17 protein-coding genes are annotated in these 20036 nt (G+C 73.7%); 10 read left to right on the top strand and 7 right to left on the bottom strand.

From position 1 onward, the window contains the following. Positions 1–542: 542 nt before the first annotated feature. The 4 genes from V6D49_RS19325 to V6D49_RS19310 all read right to left on the bottom strand — a co-directional run bounded on the left by V6D49_RS19325 (position 543) and on the right by V6D49_RS19310 (position 2398). Entirely contained in the window at positions 543–707 is a 165-nt protein-coding gene (locus tag V6D49_RS19325) for a hypothetical protein (protein ID WP_340561467.1), read from the bottom strand. 99 nt (positions 708–806) lie between these two features. Beyond that, on the bottom strand, positions 807–1655 hold the full coding sequence (locus tag V6D49_RS19320; RefSeq protein ID WP_340561466.1) for a helix-turn-helix domain-containing protein: 849 nt from the start codon (positions 1653–1655) through the stop codon (positions 807–809). A 4-nt stretch (positions 1656–1659) separates the two neighbouring features. Then, positions 1660–2187, bottom strand: coding sequence for a DUF6879 family protein (locus V6D49_RS19315; RefSeq protein WP_340561465.1), 528 nt, complete (start codon positions 2185–2187; stop codon positions 1660–1662). After that, on the bottom strand, positions 2156–2398 hold the full coding sequence (locus V6D49_RS19310; protein ID WP_340561463.1) for a hypothetical protein: 243 nt from the start codon (positions 2396–2398) through the stop codon (positions 2156–2158). The genes V6D49_RS19315 and V6D49_RS19310 overlap by 32 nt, the downstream gene beginning before the upstream one ends. A gap of 407 nt (positions 2399–2805) precedes the next feature. Between V6D49_RS19310 and V6D49_RS19305 the strand changes: the two genes are divergently transcribed. The 4 genes from V6D49_RS19305 to V6D49_RS19290 all read left to right on the top strand — a co-directional run bounded on the left by V6D49_RS19305 (position 2806) and on the right by V6D49_RS19290 (position 8403). Then, entirely contained in the window at positions 2806–4479 is a 1674-nt protein-coding gene (locus tag V6D49_RS19305) for a sigma-70 family RNA polymerase sigma factor (protein ID WP_340561461.1), read from the top strand. 38 nt (positions 4480–4517) lie between these two features. Beyond that, complete coding sequence (locus V6D49_RS19300) at positions 4518–5507, top strand: LysR family transcriptional regulator (protein WP_340561459.1); 990 nt, start codon at positions 4518–4520, stop codon at positions 5505–5507. 90 nt (positions 5508–5597) lie between these two features. Further along, complete coding sequence (locus V6D49_RS19295; protein ID WP_340561458.1) at positions 5598–6947, top strand: carbohydrate-binding protein; 1350 nt, start codon at positions 5598–5600, stop codon at positions 6945–6947. Between the two features lie 196 nt (positions 6948–7143). Next, a complete protein-coding gene (locus tag V6D49_RS19290) occupies positions 7144–8403 on the top strand; it encodes a helix-turn-helix transcriptional regulator (RefSeq protein WP_340561456.1) in 1260 nt (419 codons plus the stop codon). On the opposite strand, the gene V6D49_RS19285 is transcribed toward V6D49_RS19290, so the two are convergent. Both V6D49_RS19285 and mgtE read right to left on the bottom strand, forming a co-directional pair. Continuing rightward, entirely contained in the window at positions 8377–9231 is an 855-nt protein-coding gene (locus V6D49_RS19285; protein ID WP_340561455.1) for a metallophosphoesterase family protein, read from the bottom strand. The two genes, V6D49_RS19290 and V6D49_RS19285, sit on opposite strands and share 27 nt — an antisense overlap. 68 nt (positions 9232–9299) lie before the next feature. Then, complete coding sequence (gene mgtE, locus V6D49_RS19280; protein WP_340561453.1) at positions 9300–10667, bottom strand: magnesium transporter; 1368 nt, start codon at positions 10665–10667, stop codon at positions 9300–9302. A gap of 521 nt (positions 10668–11188) precedes the next feature. On the opposite strand from mgtE, the gene V6D49_RS19275 reads away from it, so the two are divergent. The 6 genes from V6D49_RS19275 (at position 11189) to V6D49_RS19250 (ending at position 19746) form a co-directional block, all read left to right on the top strand. Then, positions 11189–12103 carry a lysozyme gene (locus V6D49_RS19275; protein ID WP_340561451.1) on the top strand — a complete coding sequence of 305 codons (915 nt, stop codon included), beginning with the start codon at positions 11189–11191 and terminating at the stop codon, positions 12101–12103. Positions 12104–12185: 82 nt separating this feature from the next. Then, positions 12186–12842, top strand: coding sequence for a peptidoglycan recognition protein family protein (locus tag V6D49_RS19270; RefSeq protein WP_340561449.1), 657 nt, complete (start codon positions 12186–12188; stop codon positions 12840–12842). A 52-nt stretch (positions 12843–12894) separates the two neighbouring features. Continuing rightward, positions 12895–14721, top strand: coding sequence for a glycoside hydrolase family 3 protein (locus tag V6D49_RS19265; protein WP_445330551.1), 1827 nt, complete (start codon positions 12895–12897; stop codon positions 14719–14721). A 20-nt stretch (positions 14722–14741) separates the two neighbouring features. After that, entirely contained in the window at positions 14742–16037 is a 1296-nt protein-coding gene (locus V6D49_RS19260; protein WP_340561445.1) for an exo-beta-N-acetylmuramidase NamZ family protein, read from the top strand. Between the two features lie 38 nt (positions 16038–16075). Continuing rightward, positions 16076–17902, top strand: a complete 1827-nt coding sequence (locus tag V6D49_RS19255) for a serine hydrolase (RefSeq protein ID WP_340561443.1) — start codon at positions 16076–16078, stop codon at positions 17900–17902. A gap of 95 nt (positions 17903–17997) precedes the next feature. Beyond that, positions 17998–19746 carry an ABC transporter ATP-binding protein gene (locus V6D49_RS19250; protein ID WP_340561441.1) on the top strand — a complete coding sequence of 583 codons (1749 nt, stop codon included), beginning with the start codon at positions 17998–18000 and terminating at the stop codon, positions 19744–19746. A gap of 5 nt (positions 19747–19751) precedes the next feature. Here V6D49_RS19250 and V6D49_RS19245 read toward each other — a convergent pair whose 3' ends face one another. Beyond that, entirely contained in the window at positions 19752–19967 is a 216-nt protein-coding gene (locus V6D49_RS19245) for a hypothetical protein (RefSeq protein ID WP_340561439.1), read from the bottom strand. Positions 19968–20036: the final 69 nt, after the last annotated feature.

Genomic DNA, 20036 nt, shown 5'->3' with positions numbered 1-20036 from the left:
CAGTGCTACTTACGGCACGCGGTCATTGACGGCCGCAACCGTCGCCCCCTCCGCAGTCAGGGTTCTCCGGGGGCGGCGTGGGAGCGTCGGTGTCGGGACTCGGGTCGGTGGGGTCATACTGCACGGGCATGCACTCGTCCTCTCTCCGTTGAGTGGCGGTGTGGTGCTCAGCCCGGGGAGGACGTGAGGGCCTAATCTCCAGTCCTCCCCGGGCCGCTGACGCGCGGCATCGGCCCGCGCCAGGTCATGCCCCTGCCCCGTCCTCACAGCGGTCGTCGGCGCCGTGCCGGGGCGGAGGGGCGGGAGGCAGGCCCGCTCCCCGTATGGGTTGCCGACCTCACAGCGGGAAGCGGGCGCTCAGTGGTGACGGCGACGCCGGGGGCGCCCGGATCTCCGCGTTGAGATCGGTCACGGCGCTGGGGTCTCCGCAGCATCGCGCGGTGTTCAGCCGGGGTGCGAGAGTCCGCACACGTCGCGGTCCTCGTCGGCCGGCTCCGGGGCGTCGCCGGGGAAAGCCAGGTGTGGCGGCGGGAACAGCACTCTCACGGCTGCTTCCCGTGGGTGCCGCAGATGGAGCACGGGAAGCGGCACGGTACGACCTCGTGGCAGAGGACGAGGTACGCGCCCAGGGGTGGCAGCCGTTCCGGGTCCGCTACCAACGCGGGCGGCGCGGCCGACTCGTCGAGCGGCGCGGGTGTCTGATCCATGCGGAGCCCTTCCCAGTGGGACGTCGTCCTATCGACTTCTCAGGACGGTAAGGAGGGCGGATACACATGGTCTACGAAATTCTATGGAATTCCACGCTGTCACCCGAGTGAGTCAATGGCACCGGTGATCAGCGCGCGGGCGGGCGGGCCGTAGACCGCCATGCGCGACAGCTCCGCGAACCCCTTCGCGTACTGACTGATCTCCGTCGGGGCCGTGATGGTCAGCGCGGCCGTCAGCAGCTCCACCCCGACTTGCCGGTCGTCGAACATGGTGAACGTCTCTTGCGGCCACATCGAGCGCGTTGTGCGGGCGGGGACGACACCGAGCGACACAGCGGGGAACGCCATCACGGCAAGCAAGTAGCCGAGCTGACCGGCCATGACGTCCGGGCCGCCCATGACGTGGTGGAGTACCGCCTCCTCCACCACGAAGGCGAACCGTCTGCCCGGGGCGCGGATGATCTGGTTACGCGATATTCGTGCCTCGACGGCGTCCGCCACGTCGTCAGGCGTGTCGTCAAACCGTCTGACGCTGCCGAGTAGGGCCGTCGCGTACTCGTGTGTCTGGAGAAACCCGGGGACCACGGAGGAGCAGTAGATCCGGAACTGCTGTGTCTGTTCGTAGAGCGGTACGCGGGACTGCTGGAGCTGTCGGAGCCCGCTCCGTTGACGGCGCCTCCACTCCACGTACAGGGACTCAGCGGTGCGGGACGCAGCGATCAGGTCCGGGGCCTGGTCCTCCGCGCCGCACGCCTGGCACCATACCCGGATGTCCTCGTCAGCCGGCGGCGTGCGGCCGTTCTCCAGCCGGGACACCTTCGACGGTTGCCACCCCGTCGACGCCGCCACCTGGCGTCCCGTCATCCCGGCGTCCAGCCGCAGATCCCGAAGGCGCGCGGCGACGGCGTCACGAGCGGCCTGAGCACTGGGAGACGGGACGAAGGACATGCGCCTACGGTGTGTAGTCCGCGTGCGGTACGGCGCGCTCCCAGACGGCGCGGAACGCCTCCGCGTGGCGCTTGACGACGTCAAGGTCGTCTACGAGGGATTGCCCTACCAGCTCCCCGTCGCCACTGAACCAGGCGAACCGAATCAGGCGGTCGTCGAAGATCCACAGGTCGTTACCCGGAAGCAGGAGGTCCGACGCGTTCGAACGGGGCAGCCACCGGACGTCTTCACCTGCCTCCACGTTCTGGTACGTGCACGCGTGCTCGTAGCGGATGTACTCGCTCAACGGTGCCGAGACGACTCGGGCCCGGCGAACGGCCACACCCCGGCTGACGGCGTCGGCAACCGCATCGTGGAAGGCGTTCCACCATGCGCCCCGAGGCACCCTACGCGGGTCTTCACCAGCCCTCCACGCGCGGAACTCCTCGCCCTCCCCCGGGATGGCGTACACGTCTCGCGTCTCCAGGTGGACGGCTGACCGCTCGCATGCCTTCAGCAGCTCAGCGAACGGCGGTACCGTCTGCGACGTCACACGCCCTCCTCAGTGCGTCGACCATGCGTGCGGGGAGCCGCACGACGCCCTCGGTGTCCGGGATGGAGCCGACCCGCTCGCACTCCTCCACGGTGGAGGCGTCGGGCCACCACCCTTGCACGACGATGTCGTTCGTCGACTCGTCCACCCACACCGACGGACACTGGTCCTCTCGGCTTTCCGGGTCCTTCGCGATGAACCGTAGCGCCATGGCCCCTCCCGGAGCTTGAGTTGCGCAATGTTCCACGACCATCCCGCCGATGAAGCACGGAGTCAAGGGGCGGGAAGACGGGGCGCTGAGGTGCTCCCCGCCTCAACCCGTGGGCGCAACGATGCGCGCCCGCGCCCACAGACCGTGTCCGATGTGAGGCCGCTCCCATGAAGGTGAGAGCGGGCGTCTTGGGGTCGGCTGCACGGGGAGACCGCCGCCGCGGGGTTCGCCGCAGTACGGAAGGCGGGCCAGCCGGTGCGGTGTCGGAAAGATCGGAGCACTCGGAGCACTCGGAGAACTTCGTCGCGATTTCTGTTATCCGTGCCTCCGGGGTGCGGTCTCCCCTGTGTCGGATGATTCAGTCGGCGAGCCGGCGAACGGACACGGGTTCAGGAAGCGGGTCGGGTGTGGGCAGGGAATGCGACGTCGCGGTGGTCAGGGCGGCTCAGAAGGGTGATCCGAAGGCGCAGGACGAACTCGTCGCCGCGTACCTGCCGCTCGTCTACAACATCGTGGGGCGTGCGCTGAACGGGCACGCGGACGTGGACGACGTGGTCCAGGAGACGTTCGTGCGCGCGTTGCAGGGCCTGGGTTCCCTGCGGGAGCCGGAGAGCTTCCGGTCGTGGCTCGTGGCCATAGCGACCAACCGGATCCGCGACCTGCGGCAGGTCCGCCGGAGCGCGCCCGACGAGGGCGGGCTGCGGGACGCGTGGGACGTCGCCGACCCCGGCGCGGACTTCGTCGACCTGACGATCATCCGGCTGGGCCTGTCCGGGCAGCGCCAGGAGGTGGCGGAGGCCACCCGGTGGCTGGACCCGGACGACCGCGCGCTGTTGGCCCTGTGGTGGCTGGAGGCCGCCGAGGAGCTGACGCGCGAGGAGGTGGCGCGGGCGATGGAGCTCACCCCGCAGCACACGGCCGTGCGGGTGCAGCGGATGAAGGCGCAACTGGAGACGGCCCGGGTGGTCGTGCGGGCGCTGGCGGCGGTGCCGCGCTGCGTCCTGCTCCAGGACGTGGTGGCCGGGTGGGACGGGCGGCCCTCGGCGCTGTGGCGGAAGCGGCTGGCCCGGCACGCCCGGGGGTGCACGGTGTGCTCCGGGCACCAGGCGGGGCTGGTGCCCGCCGAGCGGCTGCTCGTGGCGCTGGGTCTGGTGCCGGTGAGTGCGGGGCTGCTCGCGGTCGTCGGGCCGGACGCGACGGACTCCTTCGTGCTCGCCGCCCACGACGCGGAGGTCCCCGACGCGGGCTCCCTCGGCGCGGACGTTTCCGGCGGCGCGGGCTCCCCCGGCGCGGACGTGTCCGGCGGCGGGGGCGGGGCGCACCGGGTGGGCGGGACACGTCGGGCGGGCCGGCCGGGGGCGCGGCGGCGGCCGGGAGGACGCCGCAGGACGGTGGTGGCCTCGGCGGTGGCCGTCCTCGTGGCCGGGGGCACGATCGGCGTCGTCGTCCTGACGCCGGGGGGCGGGCCCGAGCCGTCCGGACCGAAGCCGCCGGTGGAGGCGGAGGGGCCGGTGCTGAAGGGGTCGCTCTCGTCCGCCCCCGCGTCACCGCCGCCGTCGGCGTCACCCTCCGGCAGCCCCAGCGCGTCCCCCTCCCCGAGCCGGACCGCGCCGAGCCCGCCGACCCCGCCGCCGACGCCCACCAAGACGCCGGAGCGGCCGGAGCCGCCGGCCACGCCGCAGCCGCCGGCTCCGGGCCCGCCGGGCGGCGGACAGGTGGTGGACCTGGTCAACGCCGAGCGGGCGCGGGCCGGTTGTGGTCCGGTGCGGCACAACGACCGGCTGGAGACGGCCGCCGCCCGGCACTCGGCCGACATGGCCGCCCGTGACTACTTCGACCACACCGACCCGGACGGCGGCGATCCGGGCGACCGCATGTCGGCGGCCGGCTACAGCTGGAGCACCTACGGCGAGAACATCGCGCGCGGCCAGCAGAGCGCGTCGGACGTCGTGGGGGCGTGGATGGACAGCCCGGGGCACCGTGCCAACATCCTCAACTGCTCCTTCGAGGAGATGGGCGTCGGCAAGCACACCGCGCCGGGCGGCCCCTGGTGGACCCAGGTCTTCGGAACCCAGCGCTGACCCTTGCCGTTTTCCATGGTCTGGACCAAGCTCCGGTCATGGAGCTGGAGCTGCGTCATCTGAGGACGATCCGGGCCATCGCGGAGGCGGGCAGCCTGACGAAGGCCGCCGCCGCACTGGGGCTGGCCCAGCCCGCGCTGAGCGCACAGCTCAAGCGCGTGGAACGGATGCTGGGCGGGCGGCTCTTCGAGCGCTCCCGGCACGGGGTGCGGCCGACGGCACTGGGCGAGCTCGTCCTGCACCGCACCCGCGTGGTGCTGCCGGCCGTCTCCGAACTCCAGGAGGAGGCCGTGCGGTTCGCGCACGGACGCCGGCCCGTGCCCGGCTTCCGGCTCGGCGGCACCCACGGCCCCCTGCTGGGTGGGCTCGTGGACCGGCTCGCGACCGCGCATCCCGGCGTGCCCGTCACCACGCAGGCGTCGTGGTCGGAGCGGGAGATCGCGGAGTGCGTCGGAAAGGGACGGCTGGACTTCGCGTTGATCGGCACCTGCGGCGAGAGTCAGCCGCCCGCCGCCGACCGGCTGGCCTGGCGGGAGGTGGGCACGGACCCGGTGTTCGTGATGCTCGTCCACGACCACCCCCTCGCGGCCCGGCAGGAGGTGGCGCTCGCCGACCTGGCGCACGCGTCCTGGGTGGACGTCCCCGGCGACGGCTGCTTCGCCGACTGCTTCGCCGCCGCCTGCGCCCGGGCCGGTTTCACCCCCGCGTCCGTGTACGAGACGGACACGGCGTCGTGCGTGCACCTCGTGCAGGTCGGCCGGGCGGTCGGGCTGTGCCGGGCGACGTTCCCGCCCACTCCCGGCATCGTGACGCGGCCCCTGGCGGGGGCGCCGCTGCGCTGGCGGCACCTCCTCGGGTGGCACCCGGACGCCCAGGACCAGGAGGCGGCCCAGGCCGTGCTCGGCCACGCCCGCGCCGCCTACGCCGAGGCGGCCGCCCGGGCCGCTTCGGCCGTCCCCTCGGCCGTCCCCTCGGCCGTCCCCTCGGCAGCCAACCCGGTCAAGGGAGCGGCCACGCCCCACCCATAACGCCGGGACAGGGGGTGAGCTGAGCTCTCCTTAGCTTGTCGTGCCCACGCCTACGGTTTCGGGCACCCCCCCGAAACCGAGGAGAGACTCATGCTCCACAGAACCCTCAAGGGCGTCTGCGCGGCCGTGTTCACGGCCGGCGCCCTTGTCGCGGCCGGGCAACCGGGCATAGCGGCGGCCGAACCCGCCCCGGTCAGGCCCCCGTCCGCCCCCGTCGCCGATCCCGGGCTGCTCAAGGCGCTCCAGCGCGACCTCGGGCTCAGCGAGGGCCAGGCCGAGCAGCGCCTGGCCGCCGAGAGCCGGGCCACCGCGGACGCGGCCGCCCTGCGCAGTGCGCTCGGTGACAGCTTCGCCGGTGCCTGGGTCAGCGGGAACGACGCCCGGCTGACCGTGGCCACCAGCGACGCGGCCGAGGCCGACCGGATCGCCGCCGAGGGCGCCCGGGCCGAGGTCGTCAGCCACACCCTGGCCGAGCTGGACGCCGTCAAGGCGCAGCTGGACCGGGCCGCCGTCAAGAAGGCACCCGAGGCGGCGCCCGTCTGGTTCGTCGACGTCACCTCCAACGCGGTCGTCGTCCACTCGCCGAAGCCCGCCCAGGCACGGGACTTCGTGGCCGCCAGCGGCGCCGACACCGACCTGGTCAAGGTCGTGCGGTCCGACGAGCAGCCCCGGGCGCTCTACGACCTGCGCGGCGGCGACGCCTACTACATGGGGGGCAGCGGGCGCTGCTCGGTCGGTTTCCCGGTGACGCGCGGCTCGCAGCAGGGCTTCGCCACGGCCGGCCACTGCGGCCGGACCGGCACGACCACCTCCGGCTACAACCAGGTCTCCCAGGGCACCTTCCAGGGCTCGTCCTTCCCCGGTAACGACTACGCCTGGGTCGCGACCAACTCCAACTGGACGGCCACCCCGTACGTGAAGGGCTCCGGCGGCGCGAACATCCAGGTGACCGGCTCCACGCAGGCCCCGGTCGGCGCCTCGATCTGCCGCTCCGGCTCCACCACCGGCTGGCACTGCGGCACGATCCAGCAGCACAACACCTCCGTCACCTACCCCGAGGGGACGATCACCGGCGTCACCCGCACCTCCGTGTGCGCCGAGCCCGGCGACTCCGGCGGCTCCTACATCTCGGGCAGCCAGGCCCAGGGCGTGACCTCCGGCGGCTCCGGCAACTGCCGTACGGGCGGGACGACCTACCACCAGCCCATCAACGAGATCCTGCAGGCCTACGGCCTCACCCTGAAGACGACCACCGACCCGGGCGACCCGGGTGACCCCGGAGACCCCGGTGACCCGGGCGGCACGTGGTCGGCCGGCACCAACTACACCGCCGGCGACACGGTCACCTACGGTTCCGCCACCTACCGGTGCCTCCAGGGCCACCGCTCGATGACCGGCTGGGAGCCCCCGAACGTCCCCGCCCTCTGGCAGCGCCTGTGACCCCTTCCGAAGGGGCGTGAACGGCCGGGTCGCATGTGGGGATGCGGCCCGGCCGTTCCGCGTTCTCCCGCGTCCGTCCCCCGGCTGCTCCGGCCGGGGGACGGACGCGCTGTTGGGCCGTTGTTCACGCACCCGTCGGCCGGGGCCGGTCCCGCGGTCACCCTGCGGACGGGGCGGCCCGGGCACGCTGACCGGTATGACGCTCAGCGAACGGGACGACGGCCCGGCGCGGCAGGTGGCCGACGCCGAGCGGGTGCTGCGCGACACGCCCCTCGGCGGGCCGACCGTGGGGCGGCTGGCGCGGGCGCTGCGCACGCTGGCCCACGCCGGCGAACCGCGACGCGCCGTGACGCGGTGCGCGGAGCTCCAGGACCTCGCCGCCCGGCGCGGCGTGCCCGGCTGGGTCGCCGTCTTCGGCACGCTCCACGCCGAACTCCTGCTCCGGCAGGGCGAGGTGCGCGACGCCGAGCGCCCGGCACTGGCGGCTCTGGCCTGCCTCCCCGGCGACGGGGACGACGCCTTCGTCCTCGCCCCGACGGCCGCCCTCGTGCTGGCCCGCACCGGGATGGGCCGGCACGCGGCCGCCGCGCGACTGCTGGCCCGGCCGGTGCGCCCGAACCTGCTGGGCTCCGTGCCGGGCACGGCCTACCTGCGGGCCCGGGGCCGGCACGCCCTCGCGACCGGTCAGCCGCACGCGGCGCTGACCGACTTCCTGGAGGCCGGACGGCTCGCCCGGCTGCGCGGCGCCGACCGCCCCTCGGTGCTGCCCTGGCGCTCGGACGCCGCGCTGGCGCTCGCGCGGATCGGGGAGCCGGTGCAGGCCGAGCAGTTGGCGCGGCAGCAGCTGGCGGGCCCGGAGGGGTGTCTGCCGTGGGTGCGTGGGGTGGCCCTGCGGGCGTGGGCGGGAAGTGTGGAGCCGCGCCGCCGCATCGGGCTCCTGGAGCAGTCCGCCGACGCCCTCGGGCGGTCCGGGGACCGGCTGGAGCTGGCCCGGACGCTGGTGGACCTCGCCGGCGCCCTCCGGGCGCAGGGGGTGTCGGGCCGCGCGGGCGCCCTGGCCCGGCGGGCCTGGGGCCTGGCCCAGGGGTGTGGCGCGGAGGCGCTGTGCGCGGAGATCGACCCGGGGGCGGCCGGCCACCGCGCGCCGCACCCGCGCGCGGTCGGCGTCCGCACCGGAACGCACCCGGACCCGGGCCGCACCGCGACGGGCAGCGGCACCGGCGGGACGGACGCGGGCGCGCGGGCGGCGGCCCTGCTGAGCGCGTCCGAGCGGCGGGTCGCGGCGCTGGCGGCGCACGGCTACACCAACCGGGAGATCGCCTCCCGGCTGTACGTCACCGTCAGCACGGTGGAGCAGCACCTGACCCGCGTGTACCGCAAGCTGGACATCTCCCGCCGCCAGGAGCTCCCGCTGGACCTGCGGCCGGAGTCAGACCTGGAGCTCACCGTCCGCTGACGCGGGCACGATCACCCGGGGCACGTTCCTCGGATGCCGGGGGCGCCGCCACTCGCGCGGGTAGCCGACGGACACCTCCTCGAACGGCACCCCGTCGTACCGCGTGCTGCGCGGGATGTGCAGGTGGCCGTAGACCATCGTGTGGGTGCGGAACCGTCGGTGCCAGTCGGCGGTCAGGTCGGTGCCGCACCACTGCGCGAACTGCGGGAAGTGCAGGATGTCCGTCGGCTGGCGCACGAGCGGCCAGTGGTTGACGAGCACGAGGGGCGTTTCGGGGTCGCACGCGGCCAGCCGCTCCTCCGTCGCGGCGACGCGGGCGCGGCACCAGGCGTCCCGCGTCGGATAGGGGTCGGGGTGCAGCAGGAACTCGTCACTGCACACCACGCCGACGTCGTACGCCTCCTTGAGCGCCTGCTCCTTGGTCCGCGCCGTGGGCGTGCGCCAGCTGTAGTCGTAGAGGAGGAACAGCGGGGCGACGACGACCGGGCCGCCCCGCCCCGTCCACACCGGGTAGGGGTCCTCCGGGGTGAGGATCCCCATGGAGCGGCACAGTGCGACCAGGTGCAGGTAGCGCGCCTCGCCGCGCAGTTGCACCGGATCCTGCTTGGGCGTCCACAGCTCGTGGTTGCCCGGCGCCCAGATCACCCGGGCCCAGTGGCGGCGCAGGAGGTCGAGCGCCCAGCTGATGTCGGCCATCATCTCCCCGACGTCCCCGGCCACGATCAGCCAGTCGTCGTCGGACTCCGGGCGCAGCCGCTCGACGATCCTGCGGTTGTCCTCGTAGGCGACGTGCAGGTCACTGATCGCCCAGAGCTTTCCGTCCGGCATGCCCCCGAACCTACGTGGTCGACACCGCCCGCGTCACCCCGGCCCCGCCTCGGCCCGGACGCCCAACCTCACACGCCCAGAACGAGGTTGGCGGTGACGAAGTAGATGACGAGCCCGGTGGCGTCGACGAGCGTGGTGACCATGGGGGCCGAGACGACGGCCGGGTCGATGCGCAGCCGTTTGGCGAGGAGGGGCATCGTCCCGCCGATCGTGGCGGCCCAGGCGCAGATCAGCACCAGCGTCACGCCGACGACGACGGCGACCTTGGCGCCGACGAAGGCGACCGCCACGCCCACGCCGAGGACGGCCAGCAGGGCCCCCAGCACCACCCCGACGCGGCACTCACGCCATATGACCTTCAGCAGGTCCGAGCCGCGCACCTCGCCCACGGCCATGGCGCGCACGCAGGCGGTGGCCGCCTGGGCGCCCGCGTTCCCCCCGGCACCGATGAGCATGGGGATGAACATGGCCAGCGCGGCGACCTGTTCGAGGGTGCCCTCGAAGGCGCGCGTCACGCTGACCGTGAGCGTGGCGGCGACCAGCAGCAGGGAGAGCCACAGGGCGCGGTAGCGGGCGAGCTGCCACACCCCGGCGGCCATGTAGTGGCCGGCCCAGGGCGCGGAGCCGGACTGCCGGGCCATGTCCTCGGTGTCGGCCGCCTCGATCAGCTCGTCGGCGTCGTCGAAGGTGAGGAGGCCGACGAGCCGGTCCTCGCTGTCGACGACGGGCAGGTTGAGGTCGTTGGTCTCCCGCATGAGACGGGCGGCCTGCTCGGCGGAGTCGGCGGCGCGGGCGAACGTCGGCCGGGTGACGACGAGGTCGGAGACCATCGCGTCCGGGGGGCTCAGCACCAGCTCCCGCAGTTCGACGATGCCGGTGAGGCGGCGGCTGCCGTCCACGACGGGGAGGGTGTACACCGTCTCCGCGTGCGCGCCCTTCTCCCGGACGGTGCGCAGGGCCTGCTCCACGGTGAGGTCCTGGGACAGGGCCACCACCTCGGGCGTCATGTAGCGGCCGACCGCGCCCTCGGGGTATCCGAGGAGGGCCGCCGTCATGCGCCGTTCGTGCGTGCTGAGCCCGGCCAGGACGCGCTTGGCCACCTTGGCGGGCGCCTCGCGCAGCATCCGCGCACGGTCGTCCGGGTCCATGCCCTCGACGAGGTCCCGGAAGGTGTGGTCCCGCAGCCCCTCCAGGATGGCCTGCTGGTCGACGGGCTCCAGCTCCTCGAAGACGGTGAGCGCCCGGTCCTTGTCCAGCAGCCGGAAGGCGATGCCGGCGGTCACGTTGTCCATGCGCGCCAGCTCGTCCGCGATGACGTGCGGCGGGTGGGTCTCCAGCCACTCCAGCGCGGTGTGCAGGTGCTGGTTCTCCACTATGTCCTGGAGCGATTCGGGCAGCTCCGGGTGGAGGTCGTCGGCGACGGGGCTCTGCGGCATGGGAACGTCCTCAGCACTGCGGTGTGGTCGGGGTCGGGCACCGGGGGCCTACCGCGGGCACCGCCCACTGTCGCACTGCCGTGCTAGAGGAGGTCGGCGCCGCGCGGTGACCGACTGGGAGGTTCGCCGCACTTCCGCATGATCATGGGCGCCATCTCCTTCTCGTGCACCGCGTACCACTCCGGGGACGCCGTTGCAGGATACCGCCGCATCCCGCACGCGGAGGCGAGGGGTCCGGTGGCCGGTACGGCGGGTCCGGTGGCCGGTGAGCGGGCGGCACGGGACGGTGCCGCGGCGGTGACGGCGCGGGCGGGTGGCGCGAAAATTTGCCACGGGCGGGACGCGTACGTCCTGTTCAGGCCAACCCTCAGAGGTCTGGACCACCGGGCGTTCCCGCAGCCTCTTTACGCCGGTCTACGCGCGTGCAGTAATCGTGGCGTGCTCATGGCGAAAGCCAACGGCGCGCGCGCTGAACGTCCGCACCATCCCGGCCCACCCCCACATCGCGCCAGGAGGCAGTCATGCCCGCGAACAGTTCACCCTCCCCCCACCGGCGCAGAGCCCGGTCGAGGGCCGCCGCCCGCGCGGCCGCGCTCGGCGGCACGCTCACCGCCGTCTTCGCGCTCGTCCTCACCCTCGCCGTCCCCGCCTCCGCCGCCCAGCCGCCCGGCCCCGGGGAGCGGATCGAGCCCGGCGACGCCTACATGGGCGTCGGCACCCGCATCGAACAGGGCTCCCCTCCCGGCGGCTCCGACCGGGACGGCGGCACCCTCACGCCCGCCGACACCAGCGGCGTCCAGGGCATCGACGTCTCCCACTGGCAGGGCTCCATCAACTGGAGCTCCGTGAAGGCCTCGGGCATCGACTTCGCCTACATCAAGGCCACCGAGGGGACGAGCTTCAAGGACTCGCGCTTCGGAGCCAACTACACCGGCGCGTACTACGCCGGCCTGATCCGCGGCGCCTACCACTTCGCGCGGCCCAACTACTCGAACGGTGCCACGCAGGCGAACTTCTTCGCGAGCAACGGCGGCGCCTGGTCCCGCGACAACCAGACGCTGCCCGGCGTCCTCGACATCGAGCACAACCCCTCCGGGTCGATGTGCTACGGCCTCTCCACCACGCAGATGCGCACCTGGATCAACGACTTCTACACCACCTACAAGGCGCGCACGGGCCGCGACATGGTCATCTACACGACGGCAAGCTGGTGGAACACCTGCACCGGGCGGTGGACCGGCATGTACAACAAGGCCCCGCTGTGGATCGCCCACTGGGGTGTCAGCAGCCCCACCATTCCCAGCGGCTTCCCCACCTGGACGATCTGGCAGTACACCGCGACGGGCCGGGTCGGCGGTGTCGCCGGCGACGTGGACCGCAACAAGTTCAACGGCTCGATGAGCCGCCTGCTCGCCCTGGCCAACAACACGGCCTGACCGCCGGACCGTTCAGCGCGCGCTCGGTGCGGGCCGGTACCGCCACGGCCCGCACCGGCGTGCGTCACCCGAGGGAGGCTCCATGCACCACCCGCACCTGAGCCGACGCGGCCTGCTGATCGCCGGGGCGACGGGGCTGGCCGCCGCCGGTCTGCCGGCCGCCGGGGCCGCCGCCGCGGCACCGGCCGTCGTCGAACCGGACATCGACGGGACGCAGGAGTGGAACGCCCGCCCGCCGAACGGGACGGTCCGCGTGCTCTCCAAGCGCCCCGACAAGATCATCGTCCACCACACCGTGAGCGCGAACACCTCCGACTTCTCCCGTGCCCAGGCGCACGCCCACGCCCGCTGGGTCCAGGACCTCCATCTGGACCGCAACGGCTGGCTCGACACCGGCTACCACTTCCTCAACAGCCGCGGCGGCTGGATCACCGAGGGACGGCACCGCAGCCTGAGCACCCTCCAGGCGGGCTGGGGCCTGGTCATGGCGGCACACACCTCCGGGCAGAACGACCGGGCCGTCGGCATCGCCAACGAGGGCTCCTACCACGACGGAGCCGTACCGCCCGCCGCGCAGTGGGAGGTCCTCGTCACCCTGTGCGCCTACGTGTGCGAGCAGTACGGCGTCGCGCCGCACCGCATCTACGGCCACCAGGACTTCGGCGACACGCTCTGCCCGGGCGTCCTCCAGGACATGCTGCCCCAGCTGCGGCAGGAGGTGGCCGACAAGCTCCCCTGACCCGCCGCCACCGCCCCCCGACGCACTCCCCACGCCCGGAAGGAACCCGTACATGCACGGCAGGCAGCAGCCAGCAGGCCACCGATTCCGCAGATCGCTCACGGCCGTGGCAGCCGCCGGCGCCCTGCTCCTCAGCGCAGCGCCCGCCCTCGCCGGTGACGAGGGCGGGCGGGGCGGGGGCACGGGCGGCGGCTGGGTCGACCAGCAGCTCGCCCGGATGTCGCTGGAGGAGAAGGTCGGCCAGCTCTTCGTCACCTACGCCTACGGGGAGACGGCGGACACCACCGACCCCGACGACGTGGCCCGCAACCGGCAGTGGCTCGGCGTCGACAACGGCCGCCAGGCCGTGGAGGAGTACCACCTCGGCGGCGTCATCTACTTCGCCTGGTCGGACAACCTGCGCGAGCCCGCCCAGGTCGCCGGGCTGTCCAACGGGCTGCAGGAGGCGGCCCTGGACGGTGACGGGGCACGGGTGCCGCTGCTGATCTCCACCGACCAGGAGCACGGCGTCGTGAGCCGGCTCGGGCCGCCCGCGACGCAGTTCCCCGGCAACATGGCGCTCGGCGCGTCCGGCCGCGCGGCCGACGCCCGGAAGGCGGCGAAGATCGCCGGCCGCGAACTGCGCGCCGTCGGGGTCAACCAGAACTACGCGCCCGTCGCCGACGTCAACGTCAACCCGGCGAACCCCGTCATCGGCGTGCGCTCCTTCAGCGGCGACCCGCACCTCGCGGCGCGGCTGACGGCGGCACAGGTCAGGGGTTACCAGTCCGGCCGCACCGGGGTCGTGGCGACGGCCAAGCACTTCCCCGGCCACGGCGACACGGACGTCGACAGCCACACGGACCTGCCCGTCATCCACCACACCCTGGAGGAGTGGCGCAGCGTGGACGCCCCGCCCTTCCGTGAGGCCGTGCGGGCGGACGTCGGCGCGATCATGACCGCCCACATCCAGTTCCCCGAGCTGGACCCGTCGGGCGCCCCGGCGACCCTGTCGGAGCCGATCATGACGGGGCTGCTGCGCGAGGAACTGGGCTACGACGGCGTCGTCGTCACCGACTCGCTGTCCATGGCCGGCGTCCGCGAGACCTACCCCGACGCCGAGGTTCCCGTCCGGGCCCTGCGCGCCGGCGTGGACCTGCTGCTCATGCCGCCGGACCTGCCGACGGCCTACGACGCGGTCCTGGACGCCGTCACCACCGGCGAACTCACCGAGGAGCGCATCGACCGCTCGGTACGGCGCGTCCTGGAGCTGAAGCACGAACAGGGCATCGTGGCACGGCCCTTCGCCGACGTCGACGAGGTGGCCGAACGCGTCGGGCCGCCCCGCCACCTGGCCGCCGCCCAGCGGATCAGCGACCGCACGACGACGCTGGTGAAGAACGACGACGGGCTGCTCCCCCTGGCCGACGACGGCGGCAGCGTCCTGGTCACCGGCTGGGGTGCCTCGACCACCGCGCAACTCGCCGAGCGCATCGACGCCCGGGCCGGATCGGCCACGGCGCACTGGGCCGGCAGCAACCCCACCCCGGAGGCCGTCGACCGGGCGGTGGCGGCGGCCGAGGGCCACGACGCCGTCGTCGTCACCACCAGCGGCGCGGCCACGGCGCCGGGCCAGGCGCGGCTCGTCCGCGCGCTGCTGGCCACGGGGAAGCCGGTGGTGACCGTCGCCGTCGGCAGGCCCTACGACATCGCCCACTACCCGCAGGCGACGACGCACCTGGCGACGTACTCCTACGGCGCCGTCGCCCTGGAGTCCGCGACACGCGTGCTCTTCGGGGAGGTCGCCCCGCGCGGCACCCTGCCGGTGATGATCCCCACGGCGGACGATCCCGGGGAGCCGCTGTTCCCCTTCGGCCACGGGCTCGGGTACCGGCGATGAGCGAGAAGGAGGACCGGGGGATGCGACGCAGGAGTCTGCTCACGGGGTCGGCGGTCCTGGCCGCCCCCGTGGTGGCGGCCGGTGCCATGGGGACACCGGCCGCCGCAACACCGTCCGCCGCCCCCGGCCAGCGTCCGCAGGGCCGGGTGCGGACCGGGTTCGACGCCCTGCGGCGCAGCGGGTACGCGTCGCTGGCCGGGCAGCGCGTCGGCGTCATCTCCAACCCCACGGGCGTGGACGCGGGGCTGCGGCACGTCGTGGACGTCATGACCGACGACGGCCAGGTCGACCTGATCGCCGTGCTCGGGCCCGAGCACGGCTTCCGCGGCACCTCGCAGGCCGGGCAGGGCGAGGACTTCTTCGTCGACGAGAAGACCGGCCTGCCCGTGTACAACGCCTACAACAGCGCCGCCACCCTCCGCGAGCTGTTCACCGAACTGCGGCTGGACACCGTGGTGTTCGACATCCAGGACGTCGGCGCCCGCTTCTACACCTACATCTGGACCATGTACCTGGCCATCGAGGCCGCGGCCGCACTCGGCCTGCGCTTCGTCGTGCTGGACCGGCCCAACCCGCTGTCCGGCCGTGCGGCGCACGGCCCCGTCCTGCACCCGGAGAACGCGTCGTTCGTCGGGCTGAAGCCCATCGCCCAGCAGCACGGCATGACGGTCGGGGAGCTCGCCGGGCTGTTCAACGACGTGTACGTGCCGGAGGCCACCGGCGGACGGCGGGCCGACCTGCACGTCGAACGGCTGACCGGGTGGCGGCGGCGCGACCGGTACGACGCCACCGGGCTGCCCTGGGTCGCCCCCTCCCCCAACATGCCCACCACCGCCACCGCCCAGCTCTACGTCGGCACCTGCTACCTGGAGGCGACGGCGCTCTCGGAGGGGCGCGGTACGACGCTGCCCTTCCACCTCCTCGGCGCCCCGGACCTCGACCACCGCTGGCAGGAGGCCCTGACGGCCCGCTCGCTGCCCGGCGCGGCGTTCCGCGAGGCGTACTTCAAGCCGACGTTCTCGAAGTGGGCGGGAAGGACCTGCGGCGGCGTCGAGGTACAGGTCACGGACCCGGACGTGTTCGACCCGATCCGCACCGCACTGGCCCTGATCATCGACCAACGGCGTCTCTTCCCCGCCTACGGCTGGCGCGACCAGGACGGCGGCGGCAGCTTCTGGCTGGACAGGCTGAGCGGCAACAGGGAGGTGCGGCTCGCCGTCGAGCAGGGCGCCGACGTGGACGACGTCACCGCCCTGTGGCAGGACGACCTGCGCGCGTTCCGCCGACTGCGCCGCTCCTACCTCCTCTACCGCTGACGCCACGCCCCGGCGCCCTTCGAAAGGCTCATCCGACCATGAAACGCAGGCAGTTCCTGTACGGCGTCGGTGCGGCGGGAGCCGCTGGCGCGCTCGGCGCGGTGCCCGCGCACGCCCGCCCGCCCGCCACGCCCCCGGCCGCGCGGCCACTCGGCTCCCCGCCCACCGTCACCCCCGCCGACATCCGGTTCCCGTCCGTCTCCCGGCCCCTGCGGTACGGCACGCCCCGGCAGGTCGGGCTCCTGCCCGAACACGTCGAACGCATCGCGGCGGAGGCCGAGTCGTTCCTGGCGCCCGGCCCGGGGCGGCCGACCCCGTCGTTCCCCGGCTGCACGCTCATCGCCGTGCGGGACGGCGTGATCGTCAGCCACGAGGCGCGGGGCCACGCCCTGCGCTACGCCGGCTGGGACGAGCAGCGCGGTGAGCCCGTCGAGCTGCCGCCCGACCAGTGGGTGCCCATGGCGAAGGACACGCTCTTCGACATGGCGTCCGTGACGAAGCTCTTCACCTCCACCGTCGCCGCGCAACTCGCCGAGCAGGGCGTCATCGACCTCGACGCCCCCGTCGCCCGCTACCTGCCCCCCTTCGCCGCGTCGGACCCGGCCAAGGCGGCCATCACCGTCCGTCAGCTCCTCATCCACCGCTCGGGCCTGGTGCCCTGGCTCAACCTCTACGAGCTGCCCGACGACCCCGACGAACCGGACAACGCAGCCCGCATGGCGGCCATCTACACCTCCGCCCTGCAACGCCCGCCGGGGACCGGCTACGCCTACTCGGACCTCAACATGATCACCCTCGCCGTGCTGATGGAGGAGGTGACGGGCTCCCCGCTGGACGCCCTCGTCGCCGACCGGATCACCGGCCCCCTCGGGCTGCGCGACACGCTGTTCAACCCGCCGCCCGCGCTGCACGACCGCGTTGCCGCCACCGAGGGCCAGCCCTGGACCGGTCGCGGCATGATCCGGGGCAGCGTCCACGATGAGAACGCCTGGGCGCTCGGTGGCGTCGCCGGGCACGCGGGCCTCTTCTCCACCGCCCGCGACATGGCCGTCTTCGCCCAGATGCTCGCCGACGGCGGACGCTACGGACGCACCCGCGTCCTGTCCGAGGACACCGTCCGCGCGGTGCTCACCGACTACAACGCCGACATCGGCGCCTCGCCGCGCGGCCTCGGATGGCAGGTGGACCAGCGCTTCTACATGGACGCCCTCACGACGCCCGTGACCGCCGGACACACCGGCTACACCGGCACCAGCGTCACCGTCGACCCGCTCCAGCGCATGGTGTTCGTGCTGCTGACGAACCGGGTCCACCCCACCCGTGAACGCGGTACCGACAGCGTCTACCGGCGCCGTCCCGTCCGCGCCTTCGCACGCGCCGTGCCCGTCCGCCCGACGACCGGCCGCACGGCCTGGCGCGCCCACCCCGCGAGCGGCGACGCGGCCCACCTGACCGCGCCCCTGCGCCCCCACTCCGGGCGGGCGAGCGCCACCTTCGACCTGTGGTACGACACCGAACCCCGCTACGACGTCGGCACCTTCGCCGCCTCGACGGACGACGGCACCTCCTGGGCGCCCGTCCCCCTCACCCTGCGGACCCGCGAGGCGGCGGACGTCCACCGCTGGAGTACCGACGGCACCTTCCACGGCTACTCCGGACGCCGCTGGCTCACCGCCTCCGCCGACCTGCCCCCGGGCACGACGCACGTCCGCTGGTCGTACGCGGTCGACGGCGGCTACGAGGGCCGGGGCGTCCACGTGGACCGGCTGCGCGTGACGTCCGGCGGCCGGCCCGTCTTCGACGACACCCGCCCCGCCGACGCCGCCCGCCTGCACGCCGACGCCTGGTCCCCCACCCGCACCTGACGGCCGCCTCGTCGCGGGCGCACCACGGTGCGGCGGGTGTCGGCGGCAGCGCTTAGCATCCGGTGCATAGCGTCCAGCTCGCCGGGGGGAACACGTTGTCCACTGCCGCCACGTCCGATCGGCCCGCCTGGCGGGTGCTGCTGGAGTACGTCCGCCCGCATCGCGGGGCCCTGCTGCTGGGTGCCCTGCTCTCGCTGATGACCGGGGCGACGGGCCTGGCGCTGCCGCTGGTCGCCAAGGGACTCATCGACGACCTCTCCGACGACCGCTCGATCGGCGGGGCGCTGCTCCTGATGTCGGTGCTGGTCGTCGCGAACGCGGGCATCGGGGCGCTGGGCGGCTACGTCCTCCAACGCACGGCGGAGTCGGTGGTGCTCGCGGCGCGGCGGGCGCTGACGTCGTACCTGCTGCGGCTGCGCATAGCGGCCCTGGACCGCACCGAGCCGGGCGACCTGATGGCCCGCGTCACCTCCGACACGACGCTGCTGCGGGAGGTGACGACGGACTCCCTGGTCGGGCTGGGGACCGGCGGCCTGACGCTCGTCGCCACGCTCGTGATGATGGGGCTGGTCGATCCGGCGCTGCTGGCCGTGACGTTGGCGGTGGTCGTCGGTGCGGGATGCGTCATCGGCCTGATCGTGCCGCGCATCAACCGGGCCAGCAAGCAGGCCCAGGAGTCGGTCGGGCTGATGGGGGCCGCCCTGGAACGGGTGCTGGGCGCGCTGCGCACGGTGAAGGCCTCGGGCGCGGAGGGCCGCGAGGAGCGGGCGGTGCACGCGGCGGCCGAGGAGTCGTGGCGGCAGAGCGTCCGTGCGGCGAAGTGGTCCGCGCTCGCCGGGAACACGGCCGGTCTGTCGATGCAGGTCGCGTTCATCACCGTGCTGGCGTTCGGCGGGGCCCGGGTGGCGACCGGGGCGATCGACGTGGGGACGCTCGTCGCGTTCCTGCTCTACGTGTTCTACCTGATGTCGCCGATCCAGCAGGTCGTGGGGGCGGTCACGCAGTACCAGGTGGGCGCGGCGGCCATCGCCCGGATCGAGGAGACGCGGGCGCTGCCCGCCGAACCGCGGGCGGACGTGCCGCTGCCGGTGCCGGCGGCCGGGCCGGCCTCCGTGACGTTCGAGGAGGTGCGGTTCGGCTACGCCGACGACCTGCCGCAGGTGCACCACGGGGTGAGTTTCACGGTGCCGCCGCAGGGGATGACGGCGTTCGTGGGCCCGTCCGGAGCGGGCAAGACGACCGTGTTCTCCCTCATCGAGCGGTTCTACGAACCGTCGAAGGGGCGCATCCTGCTGGACGGTGTGGACGTGCGGGAGTGGCCCCTGCCGGAGCTGCGCGCGGCGATCGGGTACGTGGAGCAGGACGCGCCGGTGCTGTCGGGCACGCTGCGGGAGAACCTGCTGTTCGGCGCGTCGGAGGCCACGGAGGCCGAGCTGCGGGACGTGCTGCGGACGACGCGGCTCGCCTCCCTCGTCGACCGGCTGCCGGAGGGGCTGGACACGCTGGTCGGCCACCGGGGGGCGAAGCTGTCCGGCGGCGAACGCCAACGCGTCGCCATCGCCCGCGCCCTCCTGCGTCGGCCCCGGCTGCTGCTGCTCGACGAGGCGACGTCGCAGCTCGACGCCGTCAACGAGGCCGCGCTGCGGGACACGGTGGCGGACGCGGCGCGCGGCACGACGGTGCTCGTGGTGGCGCACCGGCTCTCGACGGTCACCCGCGCCGAGCGGATCGTCGTCATGGACGCCGGGCGGGTGCGGGCGGTGGGCACGCACCGCGAGCTGCTGGCGGCGGACCCGCTCTACGCCGAGTTGGCCACCACGCAGTTCCTGACCTCGGCGGCCTGACGCCTTCAGTCCGTGAGCGGGGCGAGCAGGTGGCGGCCGCGGGTGGTGAGCAGAACGCGCACGTGCTGCCCGCGGCGCTCCCGCCGGACGAGGCCGGCCCGTTCGAGCAGTCCGCAGTGATGGGTGACGGCGCTGGGCGCGCACACGAGCAGGGCGCTGAGCCGTCCCATCGTGGGGTTGTGGCGGGCGTGCCGCAGGAGTTGGGCGCGCTTGGCCTCCACTCCGCTCACGGTTCGGCCGCCCGGTAAACGGATCGCCCTCCGCTCGCTGTTACCGGGGTGACGACGTAC

Source organism: Streptomyces sp. GSL17-111 (assembly GCF_037911585.1).
GTDB lineage: Bacteria > Actinomycetota > Actinomycetes > Streptomycetales > Streptomycetaceae > Streptomyces.
Note: the sequence above shows the minus strand (reverse complement) of the source record. Positions and strands in the feature narration are given on the sequence as shown.

Bases quoted from the DNA above. Each gene is read 5' to 3' on its own strand.
- V6D49_RS19265 (WP_445330551.1), top strand. From the start codon at position 12,895: ATGCACGGCAGGCAGCAGCCAGCAGGCCACCGATTCCGCAGATCGCTC.
- V6D49_RS19275 (WP_340561451.1), top strand. From the start codon at position 11,189: ATGCCCGCGAACAGTTCACCCTCCCCCCACCGGCGCAGAGCCCGGTCG.
- mgtE (WP_340561453.1), bottom strand. From the start codon at position 10,667: ATGCCGCAGAGCCCCGTCGCCGACGACCTCCACCCGGAGCTGCCCGAA.
- V6D49_RS19290 (WP_340561456.1), top strand. From the start codon at position 7,144: ATGACGCTCAGCGAACGGGACGACGGCCCGGCGCGGCAGGTGGCCGAC.
- V6D49_RS19295 (WP_340561458.1), top strand. From the start codon at position 5,598: ATGCTCCACAGAACCCTCAAGGGCGTCTGCGCGGCCGTGTTCACGGCC.
- V6D49_RS19325 (WP_340561467.1), bottom strand. From the start codon at position 707: ATGGATCAGACACCCGCGCCGCTCGACGAGTCGGCCGCGCCGCCCGCG.
- V6D49_RS19300 (WP_340561459.1), top strand. From the start codon at position 4,518: ATGGAGCTGGAGCTGCGTCATCTGAGGACGATCCGGGCCATCGCGGAG.
- V6D49_RS19255 (WP_340561443.1), top strand. From the start codon at position 16,076: ATGAAACGCAGGCAGTTCCTGTACGGCGTCGGTGCGGCGGGAGCCGCT.
- V6D49_RS19270 (WP_340561449.1), top strand. From the start codon at position 12,186: ATGCACCACCCGCACCTGAGCCGACGCGGCCTGCTGATCGCCGGGGCG.
- V6D49_RS19260 (WP_340561445.1), top strand. From the start codon at position 14,742: ATGCGACGCAGGAGTCTGCTCACGGGGTCGGCGGTCCTGGCCGCCCCC.
- V6D49_RS19320 (WP_340561466.1), bottom strand. From the start codon at position 1,655: ATGTCCTTCGTCCCGTCTCCCAGTGCTCAGGCCGCTCGTGACGCCGTC.
- V6D49_RS19285 (WP_340561455.1), bottom strand. From the start codon at position 9,231: ATGCCGGACGGAAAGCTCTGGGCGATCAGTGACCTGCACGTCGCCTAC.
- V6D49_RS19310 (WP_340561463.1), bottom strand. From the start codon at position 2,398: ATGGCGCTACGGTTCATCGCGAAGGACCCGGAAAGCCGAGAGGACCAG.